Raw genomic sequence first — 15,122 nt, 5'->3', positions numbered from 1 at the left:
CATTTTTCCGGAAGCTTCGGTAAAAAATCAAACTTTTGCCTCTTTTATTTCATTATATAATGTAAACGGTTTCGTATGTAGTATACTTATACTATAATTTTAGGCATTAAGGGAAATTGACAGGAAGGATAGAAAACAGGTGAAATCCACATGAATACGAGGCAAAAAGACATTTTATATCTGTTATTATCTGAACCTGATGATTATTTAATCGTGCAAGATGTCGCTGACAGAGTAAAGTGTTCCGAAAAAACGATCCGAAACGACCTTAAAGCGATCGAAGATTATTTAAATGAACATGCTGATGCAGAACTGATTCGCAAACCGGGGGTAGGCGTTTACTTACAAATAGAAGATGATGAGAGGGTCCGCCTGACCCATCAACTATTTCGTGAACACAGCGGCCATAAGCAGAAAACCGATGAGGAAAGAATGCTGGACATCGCTTACCACTTATTAATGAATCCAAAGCCCGCTTCTGCAAAAGACATTGCTGCGCGATATTTTTTAAATAAATCGGCCATCAAAAAAGATTTAACCAAAATAGGAGGGTGGCTGAAGCGGTTTGACCTCACATTGGTGTCAAAGCAACGGCTCGGCTTAACCATTAAAGGGAGCGAAAAAAATAAAAGAAAAGCGATGGCCAGGCTATCGGATTTAATCGACCATCCACAATTTACAAGTCAATTTATCAAAAACAAATTTTTAAGCCATGAAATCGAATGTGTGATGAATGAAATCAAATCAATGCAAAAGCGGCATTCTTTATACTTCACGGATGAAACGAGTGAAAATTTGCTGCTGCATATTTTATTGATGATCCGCCGGATCAAAATGAAGCAGCCGATTTCCATTGCTCAAAAAGACATCTCCCTTGTCGAAGAGAAAAAAGAATATCAATGGACACTATCATTGTTAAAACGGCTGGAGGCCCCTTTTGCCATCCGCTTTCCCAAAGAGGAAATCGTCTATTTGACATTGCATATCCTGGGCGGGAAAGTTCGGTATCCGGGTCATCAGGAAGAGAAAAACCTGGAAAATCCTTTGCTTCATCAGGTTGTCCGGCACCTGATCGACCGCGTATCAGAGCTGAAAATGCAGGATTTCCGCCAGGATCAGGTGTTGATGGGCGGCTTGAACATTCATCTCAACACAGTGTTAAATCGCCTAAACTATGGTCTTTCGGTATCCAATCCAATGCTTAGAGACATCAAAACAATGTATCCTTATTTGTTTCATATTGTCATCGATGCGCTGGAAGACATCAATCAAGCGTTCGCGCTTGCGATTCCGGAGGAAGAAGCCGCATATCTGACATTGCATTTTCAAGCGGCGGTCGAACGTTTTAACCGCGGCGGCCATGCAAGAAAAAAAGCCGTCATTGTCTGCCATATGGGAATCGGGATGTCGCAATTATTGCGAACAAAGATCGAGCGGAAATGCCGGCAAATCGATGTGCTCGACTGTATCGCCAAAGCCGACTTGCCGGATTATTTAGCCAGGCACAGTGATGCAGAGCTCGTCATTTCCACAGTATCCCTGGAAGATATGAAGCTTCCCCATGTTGTCGTATCACCGCTGTTAGAGTCCGGTGATGAAGAAAAGCTGAACGTGTTTGTCGAGCAAATGGATGATCGCAAAAAACAAACATTTAAAATGTTAAACAATACGACGCCATTTTTAGTATTTCTGCAGCAAGAATCAGAGCATCGCTACAAACTGATTGAAAAATTGGCAGCGGCTTTGTATGAAAAAGGCTATGTCGAAAAGGATTACGCCGCACATGCCGTCATGCGTGAAAAAATGTCGGCGACAAACATCGGTGCCGGAATTGCGATTCCCCATGCAAACGCGAAATGGATTAAACAATCGGCCATCGCTATCGCCACCTTAAAAGAGCCGCTTGACTGGGGGGCTGAAAAGGTGTCGCTCGTCTTTATGCTGGCTGTGAAACACGAGGATCAAAACATGACGCGGCAATTGTTTCACGAGCTGTCATACCTTAGCGAACAGCCGGCTTTCATTCGCATGCTGACACAGGAAACAAATGTGATGAAATTTTTATCTTATTTGGACTATGAAAGGCAGGGCTAAGCCCTGTTTTTTAATTTGATAGGGAAAAAAGCCGATTTTTCCGGAAACTACGGTAAAAACAAGCGCTTTTAACATCCTGATTTTGATATACAGTAGTGACAAGCCCTACTAAACATACTTTATTCTAAGGGGAGGACGAGCATGAAACTGTTAGCGATTACATCATGTCCAAACGGAATTGCCCACACGTACATGGCCGCGGAAAATCTGCAAAAAGCGGCCGACAGGCTGGGCGTTCAACTGAAAGTCGAAACCCAAGGCGGCATCGGAGTAGAAAACGAGCTGACCGAACAAGACATTCGCGAAGCAGACGCGATTATTATTGCTGCGGACCGGTCGGTCAATAAAGACCGCTTTATCGGAAAGAAATTGTTGGCTGTCGGTGTTCAAGACGGCATCCGCAAGCCGGAAGAACTGATTAAGAGAGCGGTAAACGGCGACATCCCGACCCATCAATCAGATTCAAAATCGGCCCCGGACAGTCAGCGGGAGAAAAAACAAAACCCGATTTACCGTCATCTGATGAACGGTGTTTCCTTCATGGTTCCATTCATCGTCGTCGGCGGACTGCTGATAGCGGTTGCCCTGACGCTCGGCGGTGAGAAAACGCCGAAAGGCCTGGTGATTCCGGATGATTCTTTCTGGAAAACGATTGAACAGATCGGAAGCGCTTCATTCTCATTCATGATCCCGATTTTAGCCGGATATATCGCCTACAGCATCGCCGATAAACCAGGGCTTGTTCCAGGTATGATCGGCGGCTATATCGCGGCGACGGGAAGCTTTTACGGCAGCGTGAGCGGCGCGGGTTTCCTCGGCGGGATTATCGCCGGTTTTTTAGCGGGCTATGCGGCGCTGGCCATCAAAAAATTAAAAGTCCCAAAAGCGCTACAGCCGATTATGCCGATTATTGTCATACCGGTGGTTGCATCACTGATTGTAGGTTTGGCATTTGTACTATTGATCGGCGCGCCTGTCGCGCAAATCTTTGAATCATTGACGGTCTGGCTGGCTGGGATGAAGGGATCAAGCTCCATTCTTCTGGCTTTGATCCTGGGCGCGATGATTTCGTTTGATATGGGCGGTCCCGTCAACAAAGTGGCCTTTCTGTTTGGATCTGCCATGATCGGTGAAGGAAACTACGAAATCATGGGCCCGATTGCAGTTGCCATCTGTATACCGCCAATCGGGCTCGGTATTGCGACGTTTTTAGGAAAAAGAAAATTCCAGACGGCAGAAAGAGAAATGGGAAAAGCGGCATTTACGATGGGATTGTTCGGCATTACTGAAGGCGCCATTCCATTTGCAGCGCAAGATCCGCTTCGCGTGATTCCGAGTATCATGGCTGGTTCGATGACAGGTTCTGTCATCGCGATGATCGGAAACGTCGGGGACAGAGTGGCACACGGGGGACCAATCGTTGCGGTGCTTGGAGCGGTGGATCATGTCCTGATGTTTTTTATCGCTGTCATTGCCGGATCACTTGTCACTGCCTTTTTGGTCAATGTCTTAAAAAAAGATATTGCTGAAACACCGCAGCCAACTCGGCCCGAAACAGTCAAAGACGCACCGATGGAAGCCAAAAAGCACATCAACATGCCGGAAATCAACAAGCTGACCGACATCACCGATATCGAGCTGATCGAGTCTGCATTATCAGGGGAAACAAGAGACGAGATTATCGATGAAATGATCGAAAAATTAGCCAGCGCCGGCGCACTTTATTCAGCAAGCGGATTTAAAGAAGCGATTATGGCTCGCGAACAAGAAAGCACAACAGCGATCGGAATGAATATTGCGATTCCGCACGGAAAATCTGATGCAGTGAAACGGCCAAGCGTCGCATTTGGGATGAAAAGATCGGGTGTCGATTGGAAAAGCCTTGATGGAACAAAGGCGAAATTAATCTTTATGATCGCCGTACCGAAAGAAAGCGAAGGAAACGAGCATTTAAAACTCCTGCAAATGCTGTCGCGAAAACTAATGGATGACAGCTACCGTCAAAGACTGCTGTCTGTGGAAACAAAAGAAGAAGCATACAAGCTTTTGGACGAAATCATATAAACGGGGGAATGATGAGGATGACTGAACCGTTGTTTTTTGCACCCGTTTTCAAAGAAAGAATTTGGGGCGGCACCGCTTTAGCCGCCTTCGGCTATGACATTCCGTCAGAACAAACGGGAGAGTGCTGGGCTTTTGCCGCTCATCAAAATGGACAAAGCGTCGTTTTAAACGGAGAATATAAAGGACTCACACTCGGCGGGCTTTGGGAAAATCATCGGCATTTATTCGGACATCTGGAGGGGGATCGCTTCCCTCTGTTGACGAAGATTTTAGACGCTGATCAAGACCTATCCGTTCAGGTCCACCCAAATGACGTGTATGCGAAGGCACGCGAAAACGGGGAGCTCGGAAAAACAGAATGCTGGTATATCATAGACTGTGAAGAGGGCGCAGAAATCATTTACGGCCATCACGCCAAAACAAAGAATGAGCTGATCTCCATGATAGAAAAGGGAGAATGGGACAAGCTTTTACGGCGGGTAAAGGTGAAGCCGGGAGATTTCTTTTATGTGCCAAGCGGGACCGTGCATGCCATCGGAAAAGGTATTTTGATTTTGGAGACGCAGCAAAATTCCGATACAACCTACAGATTATATGATTATGACAGAAAGGATGCAGCTGGCAACCTTCGCGATCTCCATCTGGAAAAAAGCATTGACGTCATCAACGTTCCATTTTTGCCGGAAGAGCGAACGGTTCAATATGAACAAACAGATGACCTGGCTAGCGCCACTTTAATTGAAGGCCCTTATTTTTCAGTGGCAAAGTGGGAATTAAAAGGAACAGCCTGCTTAAAACAGGAAAAACCTTTTCTTCTCATCAGCATCATCGAAGGACAGGGGCGCGTGATCTCCGGCGAGCGCGAATACGGCTTTCAAAAGGGAGATCACATGCTGCTGCCAAATGGATTTGGTGAATTTGAACTCAACGGGCATACAAAGTGTATTGTATCGAGCATCTAAACATACATCCGTTCACCTTTTTAGAACACCTGTCTTCATACAGGTGTTCTTTTTGTATTCCATCAACTTCTTCCCCAGACCTCCGTTCAATAGCCGCCGTTTTCAGCCGTTGGGACACATCAAAGATGGCATGAACCTTAGGACGTCCGCATATGATTAGAACAATCGTTCTTTTCTTCAAACGGGAAGTGAGCACGGTTCGGGAAAAGAAAAAACGCTTCCTTCCTGAAGAACATCAACCGTAAAAAACACACCATGAGAAAAGAAGGCGATGATTCGGTTAAGAAAGATAATGTAAGCGAATTCATCGCCTTTTTATCACAGTTCATATTCATGAATGGAAAGCGAGGAGGAACGTGATGGAAAAAGCAGAACTCCGGTGGAATGAACCCTTGATTTTTCATCATGAAATTGCCGCTGGCCTATTTACACCTGAGGATTTTACTGAGGAAGAGCAACTCATGGCCAAAACGACAGAATCATTTGTCAAAAACGACGTCATGCCCCTTCTTGAATCGATTGATCAGCATGATCACGTAAACGTTAAAAAATTGTTTCAAGAAGCTGGAGAGCTCGGCCTTCTCGGGATCGAGGTGCCGGAAGAATACGGCGGCCTCTCTCTCAACAAAAAGCTGTCAGGGCTTGTGGCCGAGAAAATGGGAGCCGGCGGGTCGTTCAGCGTCTCCTTTAATATTCATGCGGGTGTAGGGACTTTGCCATACGTTTATTATGGAACCGAAGAACAAAAACAAAAATACCTGCCGAAGCTCGCATCGGGAGAATGGATCGGAGCGTATGCCCTGACAGAGCCCAGTGCAGGATCAGACGCTTTAAATGCAAAAACGACGGCTGTTTTGAACAAAGAAGGAACAGCCTGGATTTTAAATGGCGAAAAACAGTGGATTACGAACGCGCAAGTGGCTGATGTCTATGTTGTCTTTGCAAAAACGGCTGAAGGCATGACCGCGTTTATCGTGGAGCGCTCATTTAAAGGGGTTTCGGTCGGCCCTGAAGAAAAGAAAATGGGGATCAAAGGGTCTTCGACAGCGACCTTGATCTTGGATGATGTCACAGTACCCATCGGGAATGTTATCGGAAAAGCCGGAAAAGGGCATCATGTCGCCTTGAATATTTTAAACATGGCGCGCTTGAAACTCGCCTTTTCAAACATCGGAACTGCAAAACAAGCATTGAAGCTTGCCGTAAGCTACGCCAAACAGCGGAAACAGTTTGACAGGCCGATCATCGATTTTTCCATGATTCAAGAAAAGATCGCCGATATGGCGATTTCGATTTACGGAGCGGAAAGTGCTGCCTACAGGACGGCGGGAAACTTAGACAATGTGTTTGAGACTGCCGGTTCACTGGGCGAAAGTTTAAGAGAACTGGCAAACTATGCATCTGAATGTGCGATCAATAAAGTAAACTGCTCCGAAGTGCTCGGCCGGATCGCAGACGAGGCGGTTCAGATTCATGGCGGCTACGGATACATGCAGGAGTATGAAGTGGAACGTTTGTACCGGGATGCGCGGATCAGCCGGATTTTCGAAGGCACAAACGAAATCAACCGGCTGACGATCGCCAAACTTTTGCTGAAAATGGTGCACCAAAACGTTGGCACAAACTTTGAAATCCCGTTAAAAAAGCAGGAAAAACGAAACAGGCAATTCATCTATCAGTCTAACCGGCTTCTCAACAAATCTTTGAATACACTGGCACACGCCAACATTAACATTCAAGAGGAGCAGGAATACTCGCGGCTTATCGCCGACATGAAGAAAGAAATCTATGTGATGGAATCCGCTGTCATACGGACGGAAAAAGCGGTACAAAAAAGCGGGAAAGCTAAAGAACGGCTGAAAGAAATCATGACAAACGTCATTTGTGAAGAAGGCTTCCGCAACATTGAAGAGATGGCGGTGTCTGTCTTAACAGGGCTGAAATCAGATGAAGCCGAAAGAAAGCTCGTATTGCAAGAGATTCGCAGCCTGCCTGTCCCCCTCTTCAGCAACCTGTTTATCCAAAAGCGCGAAATCGCAGAAAGAATAGCCGAACATGAGAAATATATTGTGTGAACGGAGTGAAACTTTTGAAAAAAATCGGGTTTATCGGTTTGGGCAACATGGGTCTTCCGATGTCAAAAAATTTGCTTCTGGCAAACTTCATTGTCTATGGTATGGATCTCAACAAGGAAGCGGAGCTGTCCTTTCAGCAAGCAGGCGGAACCATCGGTATCCCGCTTGAGAAGATGGTTGAACAGTGTGACGCGATTTTGACAAGCCTTCCTTCATCAAACGCAGCAGAGGAGGTTTTTTTAGGGGAAAAGGGGCTTGTACACCTGGCTGAACCCGGCATCCTGCTGATCGACACGAGTACGGTCGCTCCCGAATTGAATCAGAGAATTGAAGAGGCGGCCGGAAATAAAGGTGTCGATTTTCTGGCGGCGCCCGTCAGCGGCGGTGTGATAGGGGCGGTAAACCGGACACTCACCTTTATGGCAGGGGGCGCAAAGTCCGCTTTCGAAAAGGCAATGCCTGTATTTAACGCTATGGGCGAAAATATCTTTCATGTGAACGAGAATATCGACAGCGGGACGAACACGAAGCTGATCAACAACCTCTTGATCGGATTTTATACAGCCGGGGTCAGTGAGGCGCTGCACCTTGCAAAAAACAGCAACCTCGATCTTGATCAATTGTTTGACATGCTGAATGTAAGCTATGGCCAAAGCCGCATCTATGAGCGCAACTATAAAAGTTTCATAGCGGATGATCACTATGAGCCGGGCTTTTCTTTGAAGCTTCTATTAAAGGACCTCGGCTTCGCCCTGGATTTGGCTCACAAAAACAACGTGGAACTGCCGGTGAGCAACATCCTCTTTGAGCTTTATCAAGAAGCGGATAAGGGTGGATACGGCGAAAAGGATATGTCTGTCTTATACAAAAAAATCAGTGAGCAAAATAGAGGTGGGAAAACGAATCATGAAAAGCAACATTAAAAAAATGCGGAACAACATCAATGGGGAATGGGTGGATTCTCTTGCTGCCGAAGTCGAAGAAGTGGTTAATCCTGCCAACGGAAAAACAATCGCCTATGTCCCCCTGTCTGTAAGAGAAGATGTGGAGCGCGCCGTACGGGCCGCACAACACGCTTACGAGACATGGTCATCGGTGCCTGTGCCCAACAGGACAAGACGTTTATACAAATACCTGCAGCTTCTTGAAGAACAAAAAGAACAGCTGGCTGACATTATTACGATGGAAAACGGAAAAACGCTCAAGGACGCCCGCGGGGAAGTGCAGCGGGGAATTGAAGTCGTGGAGCTGGCGACCGCGGCACCTACGCTCATGATGGGAGAAGCCCTGCCCGGGATAGCAGACGGCATCGACGGCTCGATCTGGCGCTATCCATTGGGAGTAGTCGCCGGCATTACGCCGTTTAACTTTCCGATGATGGTTCCCCTCTGGATGTTTCCGCTCGCCATCGCCTGCGGAAACACGTTCGTCTTGAAAGCTTCAGAACGGACGCCTCTTCTTGCAGAGAAACTAGTCGAACTGTTCTATGAATCAGGCTTTCCAAAAGGGGTTCTCAACCTCGTCCACGGCGGAAAAGACGTCGTGAACGGTTTATTGGAGAATGAAGAAATCAAAGCGATTTCCTTCGTTGGATCAGAACCTGTCGCAAAATATGTGTACCAAACAGGCACAGCAAACGGAAAACGCGTTCAAGCGCTTGCCGGCGCTAAAAACCATGCGATTGTTATGCAGGATTGCCATCTTGAAAAGTCGGTTCAAGGGATCATCGGAGCGGCATTCGGCAGCAGCGGGGAACGCTGTATGGCCTGCTCCGTTGCGGCGGTTGCCACCGACATCGCCGATGACTTCATGGAAATGCTCGTTTCTGAAACACAAAAGCTGAAGACGGGAGACGGCAGATTCGATGATCACTTTGTCGGCCCGCTGATCCGTGAAGTCCACAAAAACCGCGTCCTTGATTATATTGACAGCGGCATAAAAGAAGGAGCCGCACTAACGGTGGACGGACGCAATCCGGGTGTTCAGGAAGGATACTTTGTGGGAGCCACCATTTTCGATCATGTGAAACCGAATATGAAAATCTGGCAGGATGAAATCTTCGCGCCGGTTTTAAGTGTTGTGCGAATCAAAGACCTTGATGAGGGAATCGCACTCGCCAACAAGTCCAAATTTGCCAACGGCGCTGTCATTTATACGTCAAACGGCAAAAGCGTTCAAAAATTCCGCGACAACATTGACGCCGGCATGATCGGTGTCAATGTCAATGTCCCGGCTCCAATGGCGTTCTTTTCCTTCGCAGGAAACAAAGCCTCTTTCTATGGAGACCTTGGGACAAACGGAAAAGACGGTGTCCAGTTTTACACACGGAAAAAGGTCGTCACCGAACGCTGGTTCTAGCCTTACATTGACAAAGCAGGATCCCTCTAATTCCAGGATAAAGACTTGAGAGGGATCTTTCTATTTAAACTGGAGGGATCAATCATGAAATACGTGACACTGAAAAAAGAACATGGTATCACAACCGTCACATTGAACAATCCGCCGGCAAATGTACTGTCTTCTTCATGCATCGCTGAATTGCGCTCCCTGATTCGAGAACTGGCCCGTGACGAAGATACAAAAGCGCTCATCATCACGGGAGAGGGCCGCTTCTTTGCGGCCGGAGCGGACATCAAAGAATTCGTTTCGAAATTAGGGGATCAAAAACAAGGATTGGCGCTCGCAGAAGATGGCCAGGCGCTCTGTGATGAAATCGAAGCTTTGAAAAAACCCGTCATTGCCGCAATCAACGGACCGGCTCTTGGCGGAGGTCTTGAACTGGCGATGAGCTGCCACTTCAGAGTCATATCTGACGAGGCGACAGTCGGTCTTCCGGAATTGAAGCTCGGCCTGATTCCTGCATTTGGCGGTACTCAGCGGCTCCGCAAGATCACGGATACAGCCGCTGCGCTCGATCTTATCCTCACAAGCCGGACGCTTTCAGCTGATGAAGCAGTAGAGATGAAGATTGCCCAGCTGGCCGTGAAAGGTGAGGAGCTGTTGAAGACGGCAACAGCTATCGCCTCGTCATTTGTAAAAGGAAAAAGCATGACGAGTGTCATGCGTGCAGTGGAATGCATTATCCAGGGCGCAAACGAAAGCATGGAAAAAGCGCTGGAAAGGGAGCGAAAAAGGTTTGCCGAGCTGTTTTTAACCGCTGATGCCAAAGAAGGAATTCACGCGTTCGTGGAGAAGCGTAAACCAGAGTTTCATCATTCATAAAAGGAGTGGATCCAGATGTCAGATGACGTTTTGTGTTCCGTTAATCAAAACGGCGCAGCAACGATCGTTCTCAACCGTCCGAAAGCGCTCAACTCGCTTTCTTATGACATGGTTCGTGTGATAAGTGATCAATTAAAAGAATGGGAGAGAGAGCAAAACGTTTCTGTCGTCGTCATCAAAGGAAGCGGACCAAAAGGGCTTTGTGCCGGCGGTGATATTAAGGCACTTTATGAAGCTCGGTCATCAAAACAAGCTTTGCAAGAGGCAGAGCGTTTTTTTGAAAAAGAATATGAAGTCGACATGGCCGTCTATCGATTTTCAAAGCCGATCATCGCCTGCATGGACGGCATCGTCATGGGCGGAGGGGTAGGCCTGACATACGGGGCCAGCCACCGGATTGTGACGGAGAGAACAAAATGGTCGATGCCCGAAATGAATATCGGTTTCTTTCCGGATGTCGGCGCAGCCTACTTTTTAAACAAAGCGCCCGGGTACTTAGGACGCTATCTTGCATTAACAGCGTCTGTCATCCATGCCGCTGATGTGCTGTATATGAACGGCGCAGACATCTATATGACGAGTGTTGATTTAGAGCGCTTTATTCAAAAAGTGGAGCAGACGAATTGGAGGCATGTCAATATCGAGGAAAAGCTGGAACAGCTAATCGGCGAATTTCAAGCGAAACCGCACCAGGAGAGCAAGCTCGCTCCTGAACAAAACGCGATTGATCATCATTTTAAGCATGATACATTGGAAAAGATCATCCAGTCTCTCGAAAGCGAGGGGAGCGTTTTTAGTCTGAATGTGAAAAAACAGCTTCTCTCCAAGTCTCCATTTTCATTGAAAATCACCTTGAAACAACTGGCAGACGGCAAACAAAAAAAGCTGGAGGAATGCTTTGCCACAGATCTTGTGCTGGCCCAGAACTTTTTGAAGCATCACGATTTCTTCGAAGGTGTGCGGTCCGTGCTGATCGATCGCGATCAATCACCGAACTATCAGTACAGGCACATTTCAGATGTAACCGATGATGCCGTGAATCAGTTTTTTCACCCCCGAGCTGACCTTTAGATGTCAGCTCTTTTTTTGCGGAAATATTCTCCAATGCAAGACATCGTTCATTGCTGGACGCTGAACAAGGGCGAGATCTGGAACGGTGATTCATTAACGCCGATTGTCGAATAAAGCTTTAGATACATGATTTCAGCTCTATTGCAATGTAAATGGCGATTCTCAATTTTCATTGAGTAAGCATAGAAACCTTGATGGGCCGTGCGCCTTTCAATGTTTTTTGTGGTGAAGGCACTGTTGTTGGCGCCATACTTCATTCACCTAAAAAAACCCCTTGCGTTAAAGCGGACTTTAAGATTTATCCTGTAAATGAAACTGCCTTTATCAAAATAGAAATAAGGTGAAATATAATGTTGGTCACAAAGCCTGCCGTTCGGCTTCCCCGGGGTCTTCAAGCCAGGCATACAACTCTATTTGTCCGCAAAGCTGCAGCATTTACGAGTGAGATCGTACTCGCTAAAAACGGCCAGACTGCAAACGGGAAAGACCTGATGGAAATCATAAATTTAGCGGTTCAAGAAGGAGATAAAATCACGTTAATCATAAATGGAGCGGATGAGCGAGCCGTAAAAGAGACTTTGGAAAAATTTCTTTTAAACTTGTAATGCAAAAGAAAAAAGCTGATGAATCCATTTCACCATCAGCTTTTCATTTCATTTTTTGTCTGGTACTCTTTTTCTAAGCTGTCATAGTAGATGATTTTCTCATCGATTTTTATAAAGGCTCGATCCAAGTCCCTTTGTTTTTCAAGCATTTTTTCTTTATGTTGTTCAAGGATTTGTTTGCGTTTTGGTACGGTCCAATCTCCTTCTCTAGTTAAATTGACAATGTCACGCAATTCCGAAAGCGCAATATCGGTTTTTCGCAAGCATATCACAAGCTCCAACCATGACAAATCTTTTTCTTCAAAAATACGATTTCCATTGGCATCTCTTTTAATAAAGGGGAGAAGACCCTCTTTTTCATAATATCGGAGTGTATGCGTAGGCAAACCTACTTTTTCCGCAACTTCTTTTATCGAATACCCCATCTGATAACCTCCAACTCAACAAAATACACATTGGCTGCGTCAGCAAGCAATATTGTAATCTCCATCATGATTATAGATTATAGACCTTAAAGTTCACTTTAAAGCAAGCCCTCTAGAAGACCAAAAAGCAAAAGGGACAAAGGACCCTTATGATGAATGGGGAAGATGAATCTTTCCGCGATGGTTAAGGGACAGGAAATTGCGGCAACTCGGACGGCAAATGTGAATACTGCCCTACGGGAGGAAATACGAAAGGGGGATGTGCGGACGTATCATTCATTGGACTGCGACTTGAAAATTTCCAAATTATAGATTATTACAATATTTGTACACATTAACAAAATATGTATTTAGGAGGTTGATAACATGAAATCTGGAAGATTAAGCAAGTATGTCTTGTCACTGTTTATGACCTTCGCAATGGTTCTATCCTTTCATGCCACATCCGCAAACGCTGCATCAGACGGCGCCATAACACCAAGTGAGTGCCCAACATTCATCGTACCCGATGATCACCAACCAACAGTTAAGGTTGGCGAATCCGGCCATTGGAATCTCTATTGTGGCAGTACGAGCGGTGCTCCAATTGATTTTTCAAATGAAGATTTATATGTTTCTGTTGATGATTCGAGTGCTCTAAATGTGTATGCTAATCCAGACAGAAACACACTGGACTACGAAGGACTGGGTAAAGGGAATGTAGAGGTCATGGTTTACTGGGCAAACAAACAACCGGGCACAACATATACATTTTTATTGGTGGAAGTAAAATAATTGCCGCGGCCCGTCATTTTTTCTGAATATCATATGGAACACTCTTATCGAAACCTTGATTGGCTATAGTCGTTCAAGGTTTTTTTGTCATGGCAGGGACTCTCCGCGGGGAAAGCCGCCGCACACCGGATACGCCTCGCTTTATCCGGCAATGTCCGCCGATTCAAACATACCGTTTCGATGGCCGCTCACGATGATCGAGTGTCCCCAAAACATATCGCCGGCAATCCATCAACATATGCGCCTCTAAAATATGCCTCGTTAAAAGGGATTTTGCTTCGTTTTATACTGACTAATTCTTTGACAATGCCGGCAACAGCTACTATAGTGGGATAGTATTGCCGTTTTTTTAATATTTACTGACTATTCAGGACATTTATTTTGAAAGCTATTAACTACTAAATGATCTAACAGTTGCACGTACTAAAAATCGGAGGACTTATGATGGCAAAAAAAATCCCTTATTCTTTTATTATCATTATCGGATTAATGCTGTTTGCATTATTTTTTGGTGCGGGAAATTTAATTTTTCCGCCTATGCTTGGTCAAATGGCCGGAGAGAAGGTATGGGCAGCCAATGCTGGATTTTTAGTGACCGGAGTCGGCTTGCCGCTATTAGCAATCACAGCTTTTGTTTTTTCAGGCAAATATGATTTGCAATCATTGGCCAGCCGTGTACATCCGTTCTTTGGCATAGCATTTACAACCATCCTTTATTTGGCAATCGGCCCTTTTTACGCGATTCCCAGATCCGGTAATGTATCGTTTGAAATCGGAGTCAAACCTTTTTTATCAAATGATGCAGGCCCTGCGGCATTAATCATATTTTCAATTTTGTTTTTCACGGTTGCATGCTTGCTATCCCTGAATCCAAGCAAAATTATTGATGTCATTGGAAAATTTCTGACACCTATTAAATTAACATTTATCGGATTGCTCGTCGCGATCGCTATTATTCAGCCAATCGGAAGCTTTCAAGCGCCGTCTGAAGGATATACATCCAATGTATTTTTTAAAGGCTTCAAAGAAGGCTATTTTACATTGGATGCTCTTGTCGCGTTTGTGTTTGGAATTATTATTGTGAATGCAATGAAAGAGAAGGGAGCCACCTCTAAAAAACAGCTCATGATCGTTTGTGCAAAAGCGACAGCCATTGCTGCCGCACTCCTGGCTCTTATTTATTCCGCCCTTTCATATATGGGGGCATCCAGCGTTGAAAAACTGGGTCTTTTAGAAAATGGAGCCGCGGTTTTGGCTAAGGTTTCATCCTATTATTTCGGCAGCTATGGTGCAGTGTTTTTGGGCTTGATGATTACGGTATCCTGTCTAACAACGAGTGTAGGGCTGATCACAGCGTGCTCTTCATTTTTTCATGGATTGTTCCTAAACATCTCCTATAAAAAAATGGCGGTCACTTTATCTATATTCAGCACCCTTGTAGCAAATATAGGGTTAACACAGCTCATTAATGTTTCAATGCCTGTATTAACGACTTTGTATCCTATCGCGATTTCTTTAATATTTTTAACATTTTTGCACCCTTTATTTAAAGGGCGGAGGGAAGTATATCAAGGCAGTTTGATATTAACCTTTATCATCAGCCTTTTTGACGGCTTGAATGCTGCCGGCATAAAAATCGATGCTATCAATCAAGTGTTCAATCGGTTTCTCCCGATGTATAACATAGGATTAGGATGGCTGCTCCCGGCGCTTGCGGGAGGAATAGGCGGTTACCTCATTCATTTGCTCCGTAAGAAAAATCACCCTGTGGGAAAATTCAATTAAATCGATGAACAAATGGTCGGAATTTGCGATATTTATAAAAGCCTC

Annotated in this window: 12 protein-coding genes; 11 read left to right on the top strand and 1 reads right to left on the bottom strand. The window is 45.5% G+C overall.

All coding sequences use genetic code 11. The features are described from left to right. The first annotated feature begins 150 nt into the window (after positions 1–150). The 9 genes from manR to P3X63_RS10725 all read left to right on the top strand — a co-directional run bounded on the left by manR (position 151) and on the right by P3X63_RS10725 (position 12,093). Positions 151–2,094 (top strand): mannose transport/utilization transcriptional regulator ManR, encoded by a 1,944-nt coding sequence (gene manR / locus P3X63_RS10765; protein ID WP_277692838.1) that lies wholly within the window; start codon positions 151–153, stop codon positions 2,092–2,094. Between the two features lie 141 nt (positions 2,095–2,235). Continuing rightward, complete coding sequence (locus tag P3X63_RS10760) at positions 2,236–4,158, top strand: fructose-specific PTS transporter subunit EIIC (protein WP_277692837.1); 1,923 nt, start codon at positions 2,236–2,238, stop codon at positions 4,156–4,158. Positions 4,159–4,175: 17 nt separating this feature from the next. Then, on the top strand, positions 4,176–5,120 hold the full coding sequence (gene manA / locus P3X63_RS10755; RefSeq protein WP_026587296.1) for a mannose-6-phosphate isomerase, class I: 945 nt from the start codon (positions 4,176–4,178) through the stop codon (positions 5,118–5,120). Between the two features lie 359 nt (positions 5,121–5,479). Beyond that, a complete protein-coding gene (locus P3X63_RS10750) occupies positions 5,480–7,195 on the top strand; it encodes an acyl-CoA dehydrogenase family protein (RefSeq protein WP_026587295.1) in 1,716 nt (571 codons plus the stop codon). Positions 7,196–7,209: 14 nt separating this feature from the next. Then, complete coding sequence (locus P3X63_RS10745) at positions 7,210–8,118, top strand: NAD(P)-dependent oxidoreductase (RefSeq protein WP_077737222.1); 909 nt, start codon at positions 7,210–7,212, stop codon at positions 8,116–8,118. Continuing rightward, the gene (locus P3X63_RS10740; RefSeq protein ID WP_481748574.1) at positions 8,102–9,553 is read left to right on the top strand and encodes a CoA-acylating methylmalonate-semialdehyde dehydrogenase; all 1,452 of its coding nucleotides are present in this window, start codon (positions 8,102–8,104) and stop codon (positions 9,551–9,553) included. Before P3X63_RS10745 ends, P3X63_RS10740 begins: the two co-directional genes overlap by 17 nt. Positions 9,554–9,637: 84 nt before the next feature. Then, a complete protein-coding gene (locus tag P3X63_RS10735; RefSeq protein WP_026587292.1) occupies positions 9,638–10,417 on the top strand; it encodes an enoyl-CoA hydratase-related protein in 780 nt (259 codons plus the stop codon). Between the two features lie 15 nt (positions 10,418–10,432). After that, a complete protein-coding gene (locus tag P3X63_RS10730; protein ID WP_277692836.1) occupies positions 10,433–11,488 on the top strand; it encodes an enoyl-CoA hydratase/isomerase family protein in 1,056 nt (351 codons plus the stop codon). 350 nt (positions 11,489–11,838) lie between these two features. Continuing rightward, the gene (locus P3X63_RS10725; RefSeq protein ID WP_077736695.1) at positions 11,839–12,093 is read left to right on the top strand and encodes an HPr family phosphocarrier protein; all 255 of its coding nucleotides are present in this window, start codon (positions 11,839–11,841) and stop codon (positions 12,091–12,093) included. Positions 12,094–12,128: 35 nt separating this feature from the next. On the opposite strand, the gene P3X63_RS10720 is transcribed toward P3X63_RS10725, so the two are convergent. Further along, positions 12,129–12,518: a MerR family transcriptional regulator gene (locus P3X63_RS10720; RefSeq protein ID WP_077736696.1), complete on the bottom strand. Its 390-nt coding sequence runs from the start codon at positions 12,516–12,518 to the stop codon at positions 12,129–12,131. A 366-nt stretch (positions 12,519–12,884) separates the two neighbouring features. Between P3X63_RS10720 and P3X63_RS10715 the strand changes: the two genes are divergently transcribed. Beyond that, positions 12,885–13,292: a hypothetical protein gene (locus P3X63_RS10715; protein ID WP_026587289.1), complete on the top strand. Its 408-nt coding sequence runs from the start codon at positions 12,885–12,887 to the stop codon at positions 13,290–13,292. A 444-nt stretch (positions 13,293–13,736) separates the two neighbouring features. Further along, on the top strand, positions 13,737–15,077 hold the full coding sequence (gene brnQ, locus P3X63_RS10710; protein WP_277692918.1) for a branched-chain amino acid transport system II carrier protein: 1,341 nt from the start codon (positions 13,737–13,739) through the stop codon (positions 15,075–15,077). Positions 15,078–15,122: the final 45 nt, after the last annotated feature.

The sequence above is a fragment of the Bacillus sp. HSf4 genome, from assembly GCF_029537375.1.
Taxonomy (GTDB): domain Bacteria; phylum Bacillota; class Bacilli; order Bacillales; family Bacillaceae; genus Bacillus; species Bacillus sonorensis_A.
The sequence above is the reverse complement of the archived record's forward strand: the minus strand, read 5'-3'. Positions and strand labels throughout refer to the sequence as shown.

Coding starts and splice junctions, on each gene's coding strand:
- manR (WP_277692838.1), top strand. CDS start 151: ATGAATACGAGGCAAAAAGACATTTTATATCTGTTATTATCTGAACCT.
- P3X63_RS10760 (WP_277692837.1), top strand. CDS start 2,236: ATGAAACTGTTAGCGATTACATCATGTCCAAACGGAATTGCCCACACG.
- manA (WP_026587296.1), top strand. CDS start 4,176: ATGACTGAACCGTTGTTTTTTGCACCCGTTTTCAAAGAAAGAATTTGG.
- P3X63_RS10750 (WP_026587295.1), top strand. CDS start 5,480: ATGGAAAAAGCAGAACTCCGGTGGAATGAACCCTTGATTTTTCATCAT.
- P3X63_RS10740 (WP_481748574.1), top strand. CDS start 8,102: ATGAAAAGCAACATTAAAAAAATGCGGAACAACATCAATGGGGAATGG.
- P3X63_RS10735 (WP_026587292.1), top strand. CDS start 9,638: ATGAAATACGTGACACTGAAAAAAGAACATGGTATCACAACCGTCACA.
- P3X63_RS10730 (WP_277692836.1), top strand. CDS start 10,433: ATGTCAGATGACGTTTTGTGTTCCGTTAATCAAAACGGCGCAGCAACG.
- P3X63_RS10725 (WP_077736695.1), top strand. CDS start 11,839: ATGTTGGTCACAAAGCCTGCCGTTCGGCTTCCCCGGGGTCTTCAAGCC.
- P3X63_RS10720 (WP_077736696.1), bottom strand. CDS start 12,518: ATGGGGTATTCGATAAAAGAAGTTGCGGAAAAAGTAGGTTTGCCTACG.
- P3X63_RS10715 (WP_026587289.1), top strand. CDS start 12,885: ATGAAATCTGGAAGATTAAGCAAGTATGTCTTGTCACTGTTTATGACC.
- brnQ (WP_277692918.1), top strand. CDS start 13,737: ATGGCAAAAAAAATCCCTTATTCTTTTATTATCATTATCGGATTAATG.